Consider the following 9,871-nt stretch of genomic DNA (forward strand, 5'->3'; position numbering starts at 1 on the left):
GCTCGGGAGGCTCGGGAGGCTCAGGCCAGGGTGGCCACGGCGGTTGGGGCGGTTCAGGTGAAGGTGGCCACGGCGGCTGGGGCGGCGGTTCGGGAGGCTCCGGCGGGTCCGGCGGTCAGGGAGGCCAAGGCGGTCAGGGCGGCTCCGGCACCGGTGGCCACAGCGGAGGCACGACGGGTTCCGGCAACGGCAACCAGACCTCGAGCGGCCTGCTGAGCCCGATCGTCGACCTCGTCCTCAACGTGGGCGCGATCAGCGTGCCGATCGTACCGATCACCATCGGCAACAACAGCGGCAGCGGCAATGGGAACGGCGTCGGCAACGGCTCGACGGGCGGTTCGAAGGGCACTGGCGTTTCGTCGGGCAGCCACAGCTCGGGCGGCCTGCTGGCGCCCGTGACGGCATTGCTGGGCGGCACGTCCCTCGGCTCGGTGAGCACCGGTGGCTCGAAGGGCGGTTCGAAGGGTGGTTCGAGCGCTTCGTCCAGCCCGACGGCACCGTTGACCGGCCTCGTGACCACGCTCACCAGCGCGGTCAGCGGATCGAGTAGCGGTTCGTCGCCGCTTGCGCCGGTGACCAGCCTGCTCGGCGGCCTCGCGGGGGCAACCGGCGGCGCGGCGTCGGGCGGTTCGTCGAAGGGCAGCACCGGTTCGGCCGCGAGCCCGGCGGCACCGCTGACGACCCTCGTCAGCACGCTCACCGGCGCGCTCAGCAGCGCGGGCGGCAGTTCGTCGCCGCTCTCGCCGGTGACGAGCCTCCTTGGCGGACTCACGGGTGCGACGGGCGCAACGGGCAGCGGCAGCAACCCGCTGACTTCGCTGCTTCCCAAGCACTAAGCCGCAAGACGGGGTGCCTGCCAGGCAGACTGGCGGGCACCCCGACGGCTACCCCCATGACCATGTGCCGGACCGCGATGAACACAGGGCATTGCAGTCAAGTCCGGCACGAGCATCCCGCGCGGGAACGCAATGGCGAAATCGCCTCGCAATCCTGTTCTTCTGCACTCCAGATCAATTACCTGGCGCCGGGCAGCCGTTCAGCCAATGCTCCGGCTATCCACAGCCTGATAAAGCTCGCGCAGCGACTGTCCGAAGGCCGCATCGACCTCGCGCGAAACGCCGGCGCGCGTGAACATCGCGATAGGCGGCAGGGTCCAGTCGAGCGTATAAGGCACGATCGCCACGCCCGCGAAATGCACGAGTTCCTCCGCGATATCGGCGGGCACGATCGATACTGCATTCTCGTTCGCCACGATCATTTCGCCGATCAGCCGCGAGGTGTAGCTCTCCACGATCGGCACGGGCGGCGCAACGCCGGCCTGCAGGAAGAGGTCGGCGATCTGCTCGCGCATGGGCGTGTGCGGCGCGCCGAGAATCCAGTCGAGCTCCCCCAGTTTGTCCCAGCTGAGGCGCACCCGCGCGAGCCGCGCGGCAAGCCGCCGGCTCGCGATCAGCCGCGGCTTCTGCTGGTACAGCACCTCGAAGCGCAACTGCGCGAGATCGACCGTGGCCGAAGCGCGCCCGATCACGATGTCGAGCGTGTGATCGCGCAGGAGCGGCATGAGCGCGTCGCTCGTGCCTTCGTGAATCGTCATCGTGACGCGCTGGGGCAGGCGCGCCTGCGTGAGTTGGATCGCCGAAGCGAGCGTGCGCCCCGAGATGAACGGAATCACGCCCACGTGCAGCCGCGTGGCGTGCCCCGCGACCACGGCTTCGATGTCGCGGGCGAGGTGGTCGAGGTCGTGCAGCATGGCCTGGGCACGCGTGAGCACGACCTTGCCGAGCGCCGTGGGCGTCATGCCGCGCGACGAACGCTCGAAGAGCGGGCCGCCGAACATGCTCTCCATTTCGGCGAGCGCGTTGGTCACCGCCGGCTGGCTCGTGGCGACGTGCTCGGCCACGCGCGTGAGCGACCCGTACTGGCGGATCTGCAGAAGCAGCACGAGGTGGCGCATCTTCAGGCGCGTGGTCAGGCGCCGGGCGACTTCGTCGGGGTTGATCGTAGACAAAGGGACGGATCATGAGGCCGATTGACCTCAAGGGTATAAGAGAAAAGTGATGGTGCCATACTAAATCAAAATGGGCAGATTATGGCGTCTGCCTAAAATCGCCTCATTCGAACACCGCCGGGCTCTTCCCGGCGCCAAAAGAGGACGAGTGAGGAAACATGAACAAGACCGATCGCGAGGCAGCTCTCGAGTATCACCAGTACCCCACCCCCGGAAAAATCTCGGTGACGGCGAGCAAGCCGCTCGTCACGCAGCGCGATCTGGCGCTCGCCTACACGCCGGGCGTGGCGGTGGCCTGCGAGGAGATCGCTGCCGACCCGCAGAACTCGTTCAAGTACACGAGCCGCGGCAACCTGGTGGGCGTCATCACGAACGGCTCGGCGGTGCTGGGCCTCGGCAACATCGGCGCGCTGGCGTCCAAGCCGGTGATGGAAGGCAAGGCGGTCCTGTTCAAGAAGTTCGCCGGCATCGACGTGTTCGACATCGAAATCACCGAATCCGACCCGGACAAACTCGTCGAGATCATCGCGAGCCTCGAAGCGACCTTCGGCGGCATCAACCTCGAAGACATCAAGGCGCCGGACTGCTTCACGGTCGAGCGCAAGCTGCGCGAGCGCATGAAGATCCCCGTCTTCCACGACGACCAGCATGGCACGGCGATCACGGTCTCGGCCGCGTTCCTCAACGGCCTGAAGGTGGTGGGCAAGGACATCCGCGAGGTGAAGGTCGTGACTTCGGGTGCCGGCGCGGCGGCGCTCGCGTGTCTGGACCTGATCGTCGATCTGGGGCTGCCGCTCGAAAACATCTGGGTGACGGACATCGAAGGCGTGGTCTACAAGGGCCGCAAGGAACTGATGGATCCGGACAAGGCGCGCTTCGCCCAGGATACGTCGGCGCGCACGCTCTCCGACGTGATCGACGGTGCCGACGTGTTCCTCGGCCTTTCCGCGGGCGGCGTGCTCAAGGCCGAGATGGTCAAGACGATGGCCGCGAAGCCGCTGATTCTCGCGCTCGCGAACCCCACGCCCGAAATCTTCCCGGAAGTGGCGCTCGAAGCGCGCGACGACGTAGTGATGGCCACGGGCCGCTCGGATTTCCCGAACCAGGTGAACAACGTCCTGTGTTTCCCGTATATCTTCCGCGGGGCGCTGGACGTGGGCGCGACCACCATCACGCGCAACATGGAAATTGCCGCGGTGCGCGCGATCGCGAAGCTCGCCGAAGAAGAGCCGAACGACTCGGTGGCGGCCGCCTACGGCGCCTATGACCTGCGCTTCGGCCCGAAGTACCTGATTCCGAAGCCCTTCGATTCGCGCCTGATTCTGCGCATCGCGCCGGCGGTGGCGAAGGCCGCAATGGAAGACGGCGTGGCCACACGCGTCATCGACGACTTCGAAGCCTATACGAACGAACTCCAGCAGTTCGTCTATCACTCGGGCGCCTTTATGAAGCCGGTCTTCGCGACGGCCAAGCAATACGTGCGCGAAGGCGGCAAGTCGCGCATCGTGTTCGCCGAGGGCGAAGAAGAGCGCGTGCTGCGCGCGGTGCAGGTGATCGTCGACGAGAAACTCGCGCGCCCCATCCTGATCGGCCGCCCCGAGGTGCTGCTCGCACGCATCGAGAAGTTCGGCCTGCGCCTGCGTCTGGGCGAAGACGTGGAAGTCACGAACCCCGAGTACGACGAGCGCTTTCACCAGTACTGGACCACCTACTGGGAACTGCGTTGCCGCGACGGCATTTCGAAGGAGATGGCGCGCGTGGAAATGCGCCGCCGCCTCACGCTGATCGGCGCGATGATGGTGCGCCTCGGCGACGCGGACGGCATGGTGTGCGGCACCGTGGGCGCGTACCACGACCATCTGCGCTTTGTCGACGAGGCGATCGGCAAGTTGCCGGGCGCGAACCTCTATGCGGCGATGAACATCCTGCTGCTCGACAAGCGCACGGTCGCGCTCGTCGACACGCACGTGAACGACAACCCGGACGCCGGACAGATTGCCGAATTCACGATTGCCGCCGCGAAGCAGATGGCGTGGCTCAATCTTTCGCCGAAGGTGGCGCTGCTCTCGCGTTCGAACTTCGGCTCGGGCAGCTCGGCTTCGGGCACGAAGATGCGCGAGGTGCTCAAGCTCGTTTCGGCGCAGGCGCCGGACCTGGAAATCGACGGTGAAATGCACGGCGACTGCGCGCTCGACGAATCGCTGCGCGAGCGCATCCTGCCGCACTCGCGCCTGAAGGGCGCCGCGAACCTGCTGGTGTGCCCGAACGTGGACGCGGGCAACATTGCCTACAACCTGCTCAAGACGGGCGCGGGCAGCAACGTGGCGGTGGGGCCGTTCCTGCTCGGCGTGAATGCGCCGGTGAACATTCTCACGTCGAGCTCGACGGTGCGCCGGATCGTCAACATGGCCGCGCTGACCGTGCTGCAGGCCAATCGCGACTGATTCAGATTTAACCAGTAGTCTTAACGAAAAAACGGCGGTCCGCGCAAGCGGCCGCCGTTTTTCTATTGCGTGCCCCCGGAGGGCGGCAACGCAGTCAGGGAATCAGTTGGGTACGTAGCCCGCGGGCAGCGTGGAATTCGCGCTGGCGACCGAGGCATTGTGCGAAATCACGTACACCGGCGATTCGGTCAGGCCCAGTGCCACCGTCCCGTTGCTGTAGTTCAGCGTCGAGGGATTGCCCATCTCGTCGAGCATGGTCACCGTGCCGCTCGTGCCCGGCGCATCCACGGCGAGGCTGTACGGCACGCTATACGTCGAGCTGAAGCCGCTGCTCGTGCTCCACACGCTGTTGTTGTGCGTCCACAGCGCGGTAATCACGGCGCCGTTGTTCAACTGCTGGAATGCGTAGGCATAGACGCCGGTGGGCGTGCCGTTCACCGGGCCGAGCGTGTTGGTGCCGTCCAGAATGCGCGTCATCGCGGCGACGGCCATGGCGGCCGGCTTCGGGCTGATGTTCGTGGCGCCGTAGGCGCCCTGCGGATCGGCGAGGTCGAAGAACGTGCCGTAGCCCACCTTGCCGGGGAAGTCCGCGCCATAGAACACCCACGTCTGGTCGGCGCCTTCGCCCAGAATGATCAGGTGAGAGCGCGCGACCACGGCGCCCTGCGCATACAGCACATTGGCCGTGGGGTAAGTGGCGCTATAGGACGTGCCGTTGTCGTACATGATGCCCACTTCGGTCTGGAACAGCTTCATGCCGGGCTTGTACTGCGAGGCCATTTCGCTGCGCAGGCCGCGCATTTCGCCGATCAGCGATTGCGAAATCGTGGACGGATCGCTTGCGAGGCGTTCGGGCGGATACGAAGGCGAGGTCCCGTTGATGTCGTAGTAGCCGTGCGTCGTCACGCCGTCGATGTACTGCCCGTAGCCGAGCGGCTGGAGCGTGGCGAGCTGGCTCGCGGTCGTGTCCGGGCCGGAGTCGGTCGGACCCATCACCACGGCGTCCGGATCGGTCGAATGCAGGCCTTGATAGACGGTCTGATAGAGCTGCACGAACTGCGCGTTGGTGCCGGCCCATTGCGCGTCCGGCTCCCACGTGACCTGGTAGTAGTTGGCCGACTGGTTCGGGAAATACGTGGTGCGAATGAGGTTCGACTCGGTGCCTACGCGGCCCATATATCCCTGGTAGTACGTGAGATTGGTCGGCGGCAGCGTTTCGTCTTCGAACGCGTTCGTCGGGCTGGCCCACGCGGGAATGCCGTCGAGACGGATGAAGCGCATCACGTTGCCCGACGTATAGAACGGGTCGAGGTTGTTGGCGTTCGGGTTGAAGCTGTTGGCGGCATTCGGCTCCATCGTCGCCATCGAGCGGTCGTCGAGCGTCCACGCAATGCCGAGTGCCGAGAGCACGGGTCCGTTGTCGTTCTCGCCCTGCATGCCGAAGCGGTGCAGGTCCTGACGCGCGTAGGCGACGGCAGGCACGATGCCAGCAAGATTCGGTAGTACTCCGAAAGTTGCGTTGCCGGCGGGACGCGTGCCGGCTTCGGGAATCTGTCCGCCGTTGTTCGAGAGCGTGGCGGAGAGCCCGAAATAGCCCGCGAGCGTCGAGGCGCAAGTGAGCGTGGTGGTGACGGCACCCGCTGCGACGGGCAGGCTGCCGCCGGCCACCGCATGGCCGAATTGGTCGGTGATCGACCAGTTCAGCGTATCGGGCGAAGGGGCGTTGGTGACGAAGGCGACAGGGAAGGCGGCGCCCGAGGCGTAGATGCGGCCGCTCGATGCGTTCGGTGTATCGGCCGAGACGAGCATGCTGCTGGCCGTGGCGCTAGAGGTGACCGGGGCATTGCAGGTCAGGGTGCCTGCGAGGGCTGCCGTGTTCGGCGGTGTGCCGTTGCTGTTCGTCGAACCGGGGCTTGCGGAGTTCGACCCCGTGGCGCCGGGCGTGTTGCCGCCCGCATTTTGTGCGGTGGCGGGACTGTTGCCGTTGGCGGCCTCGGTGCCGGCGCTGCCGCTGCTGGAACCACCGCCGCCACAGCCCGCGAGGATCAACAACGAGGACAGTAATAAGGGAATGAGTTTCATCGATCTGGAAAGACAAAGCGACGCCCTGCCGCGGGGCGCCTGGAGCGCCGCCGGCGGGCAGGAAGACGTGAATGTGGGTGACCGGCTGGCGTCGCGCACCGATGCGATGCGTAAAAAGGGTTGACGTCAGAATTGCCGGATCTGTCACTGGAATTGCGATGGGCCGATCGCGAGACCCGGTGCAGTTGACGGCTATAACGGCGAGGCTCGCGCCGTCTGAAGGCCGTCAGGCTGACTTTAATTTCGGGTCGAAGCGCAATGGGTTTCCTCGCGAGACGCGCAATTTTACCGGCTCCGTTTGACCGCTAACTGGGACCGATCCGTTTTCGTTATCGGCTCATGCGTCTTTCGGATTGTTCGGGTATCGGGGCGCACCTATATATAGTCGGCGGGCAGGGCTCGATTCGAAGAAACCAGGAGACACGCCGTATCCGGCGAGGAGGCGCGATGAATCAGCTCGATCTCAGGAACCGCGTGATGGCGGTCACGGGCGGCGCACGCGGCTACCTCGCGGCCCACGCGGCGGCGAATCTGGTCTCGGGGACGGCCGCCGACCACGTTCGGGCGACGATCGATGTTGCGGAAGACCGGACTGCCCATGATATTATTCGCATGCGAAATAAATACTGCGGCATGCCAAAGGCCAAAAATGAACCATCGTCTCGTCTATCTCCTGAACGTCGGGCAGCGCCGGCTGCAGCGCTGGACCCAGGCGCGTACCGCGGTCGGGGGCGTGACCGCGTCGCAGGCCGGGCTGCTGTTTTTCCTGGCGAAGCACGACGGCGCGCTCATGAGCGAGGCGGCTGCGGCGCTCGACGTCGGCGCGTCCGGCATGAGCGGACTCGCGGACCGCACCGAGCGTGCCGGCCTGATCGAACGTTACGCCGACGAAACCGACCGCCGCGCGTCGCGGCTCTGGCTGACCGCCGAAGGGCGCGCCGCAATGAAGCGCTCGCGCTCCGGCCTCACCGAGTTGAACGCACGGCTGACCGAAGGCTTTAGCGAAGAAGAGATCGAAGTGGTCGCCCGCTGGCTGGAGAGCCTGCAGGAGAAGTTCCCGGCGGTGGACGAGGCTTGACATTGCCTCGCCCAGCCCGATAGTGCGACCAGGCGACCAGACGATCAAGCGATCTTCGAGAAGTCCGGCTTGCGCTTTTGCGCGAAAGCCAGAAATGCTTCGCGTGCTTCGGCGCTGGTCAGACGTTGCGCGAAGCTCACGCCTTCGCGGTCCATCTGTGCGGAGAGCGTTTCCGCGTCCCGCATCAGCCGCTTCGTTGCCGTTAACGCCCCGCGCGGTTTCGCGGCGATGGCTTCGGCTATCTGGCGAGCCTGTGCGTGCAACTGCGCGACCGGCACGATCGCGTTGGCGAGTCCCCATGCCAGCGCGGTCTGGGCGGGGAGCGGCTCGCCGAGCGCAAACATCGAAAACGCCCTCACGTAGCCGATGCGCGCAGGCAGCAGCAGGCTGGACGCCGCTTCGGGCACCAGGGCGAGATTCACGAATGGTGTGACGAGTTGCGCATCCTCGCCCAGAATCACGTGGTCGCAGTGCAGCAGCAGCGTGGTGCCGATGCCTACGGCCTTGCCTTGCACGGCGGCCACGATCGGTACCGTCGCTTGCGCGAGGGCTTTGAGAAAGCGCACCACGTGGCGTTCGGCAGGACCGTTGCCGCTGCCTTGCGCAGCGAATTCGCCCATGTCGTTGCCGGCCGTGAACATGTCTCCATCGCCTTGCACCAGCACGACGCGAATCTCGGTGTCGGTCTCGGCGCGCTCGATTGCATCGGCAAGGACGCCGTACATCTCGTTGCTCAGTGCGTTCTTCTTGTCGGGGCGGGATAGCGTGAGGGTCAACACGCCGCCGGTAAGGTCAACCTTGACTTCGGAAATCACGGGTTTGTCTCCTGTATGAGGAAAAGCGAGGTTTTCGCTGACGAAAATTAAGTTCGCATGTGAAGTATATAGATGATTCGCGTGCGAAGTAAACGGTGGTTGTGGAGGAGACTGTCGGTATGGCATGGGGACGGAGCTGCCACCGACGTTGCGTGTGCAGCGGTGCGGTGAGACACTGCCGGGGTCGTGGAATAGCGTGTACACAGCGCCGTGAACAAAACCAAAGGAAGACCCGGCATGGCATGCCTTGAATCGAATCGAGAGAACGTGGACACGAGGGCGCGTTGGCGTATTGCGATTGGCCTGCTTGGTGCCGCTGGGCTAATCATTTCCTCGGTGGCGGCAACGGCGCCCACAGCCACCGCTGCCACCATTAAGAGGCCCTGGTCTTACTACCGCTCGTTCAAGGATTGGGAAGTCGCCTGCGACAACGTCAAGCGCTGTATCGCAGTGGGTGCGCTCGACACCGACACGAATCTCGTGGTCTGGCTGACACGCGAGGCCGGGCCCGACGGTGGCATGAGCTTGCGGATGGCGACGGCCAGGCCGGCGGCTGCGGCGCAAATGCGCATCGACGGGCGGCCGTTCGATGCGACGCCCGCGAAATGGAAGGCACTGCCGAACCAGCCGGATTCGGCCTATCCGTCGCGATTCGCCACCGACGATGTCGCCGTGGTGAGCGCATGGGTCGAGGCCGCGAGGAATGCCACGACCTTGAGCTTCGGCGACCCTGCCGGGGCCGATACGCCGAAGACGTCGCTCGCGGGACTGAGCGCCGCGCTACTTGCGATCGATGCGGCACAGGGCAGGGTGGGCACGGTAACGGCGTGGGTGCGCAAGGGGACTGCGAGCGCCACATCGGTACCGGCGGCGCAGCCCTTGCCGGTTGCGCCGCGTGCGGCGGCGGCTTCGCCGGCTTTGCCGGCTGCGGAAGCGCGGCGCCTCATCGCTGCGACCCGCACCCAGTTTCGCGCCGACATCAAGAAATGCGCGTCCGATGACGATAGCGACCCGGACGCGAAGGCGCAGCGAAGCCGCGACAACTCGGCAGAGGCGCTCTCGGACAAGGAAGCGCTGGTGGCGCTGGCGTGCGACGAGAGTGGCGCGTACAACCACACGTCGCTCTGGTATCGCGTGCAACGGGCCGCGCCGTATAAGGCTGTGCCCGTCGATTTCGGCGCCAATGCGAGTGCCGGTATCGGATCGTCCGATTCGCCAGCGCCCGCGAAGAACGAACTGTCTGATGCGGCCTTCGATTCCAGGTCGGGGCAACTCGAAAGCCTCACGCGCGTGCGCAGTCTTGGCGATTGCGGCGACATTACGCGCTGGATTTTCGACAGTTCGGCATTCGTGCTCAAGGAGGAGCGGACCGAGGGATCGTGTATCGGCCTCGATAACGACGAGTGGCCGTGGTTGTATCGGACGAAGCCGCGATAGTGGCGCA

7 protein-coding genes and 1 pseudogene are annotated in these 9,871 nt (G+C 65.5%); 5 read left to right on the forward strand and 3 right to left on the reverse strand.

All coding sequences use genetic code 11. The features are described from left to right. A pseudogene (locus U5760_RS11110) lies at positions 1–836 on the forward strand (hypothetical protein); the annotation flags it as partial. A 200-nt stretch (positions 837–1,036) separates the two neighbouring features. On the opposite strand, the gene U5760_RS11115 reads toward U5760_RS11110, so the two are convergent. After that, complete coding sequence (locus tag U5760_RS11115) at positions 1,037–1,954, reverse strand: LysR family transcriptional regulator (protein WP_322012241.1); 918 nt, start codon at positions 1,952–1,954, stop codon at positions 1,037–1,039. Positions 1,955–2,166: 212 nt separating this feature from the next. On the opposite strand from U5760_RS11115, the gene U5760_RS11120 reads away from it, so the two are divergent. Further along, the gene (locus tag U5760_RS11120) at positions 2,167–4,452 is read left to right on the forward strand and encodes an NADP-dependent malic enzyme (RefSeq protein ID WP_322011747.1); all 2,286 of its coding nucleotides are present in this window, start codon (positions 2,167–2,169) and stop codon (positions 4,450–4,452) included. A 102-nt stretch (positions 4,453–4,554) separates the two neighbouring features. Here U5760_RS11120 and U5760_RS11125 read toward each other — a convergent pair whose 3' ends face one another. Further along, positions 4,555–6,261 (reverse strand): hypothetical protein, encoded by a 1,707-nt coding sequence (locus U5760_RS11125; RefSeq protein ID WP_322011748.1) that lies wholly within the window; start codon positions 6,259–6,261, stop codon positions 4,555–4,557. On the opposite strand from U5760_RS11125, the gene U5760_RS11130 reads away from it, so the two are divergent. Both U5760_RS11130 and U5760_RS11135 read left to right on the forward strand, forming a co-directional pair. Beyond that, positions 6,260–6,658: a hypothetical protein gene (locus tag U5760_RS11130; protein WP_322011749.1), complete on the forward strand. Its 399-nt coding sequence runs from the start codon at positions 6,260–6,262 to the stop codon at positions 6,656–6,658. The genes U5760_RS11125 and U5760_RS11130 overlap by 2 nt on opposite strands. Before the next feature lie 525 nt (positions 6,659–7,183). After that, positions 7,184–7,612, forward strand: a complete 429-nt coding sequence (locus U5760_RS11135; RefSeq protein ID WP_322011750.1) for a MarR family winged helix-turn-helix transcriptional regulator — start codon at positions 7,184–7,186, stop codon at positions 7,610–7,612. Positions 7,613–7,656: 44 nt separating this feature from the next. On the opposite strand, the gene U5760_RS11140 is transcribed toward U5760_RS11135, so the two are convergent. Further along, a complete protein-coding gene (locus tag U5760_RS11140; RefSeq protein ID WP_322011752.1) occupies positions 7,657–8,427 on the reverse strand; it encodes an enoyl-CoA hydratase in 771 nt (256 codons plus the stop codon). A 237-nt stretch (positions 8,428–8,664) separates the two neighbouring features. On the opposite strand from U5760_RS11140, the gene U5760_RS11145 reads away from it, so the two are divergent. Continuing rightward, positions 8,665–9,864 carry a DUF1176 domain-containing protein gene (locus U5760_RS11145; RefSeq protein WP_322011753.1) on the forward strand — a complete coding sequence of 400 codons (1,200 nt, stop codon included), beginning with the start codon at positions 8,665–8,667 and terminating at the stop codon, positions 9,862–9,864. Positions 9,865–9,871 lie beyond the last annotated feature (7 nt).

Source organism: Paraburkholderia sp. J12 (assembly GCF_905220215.1).
In the GTDB taxonomy this organism is placed as follows: Bacteria; Pseudomonadota; Gammaproteobacteria; order Burkholderiales; family Burkholderiaceae; genus Paraburkholderia.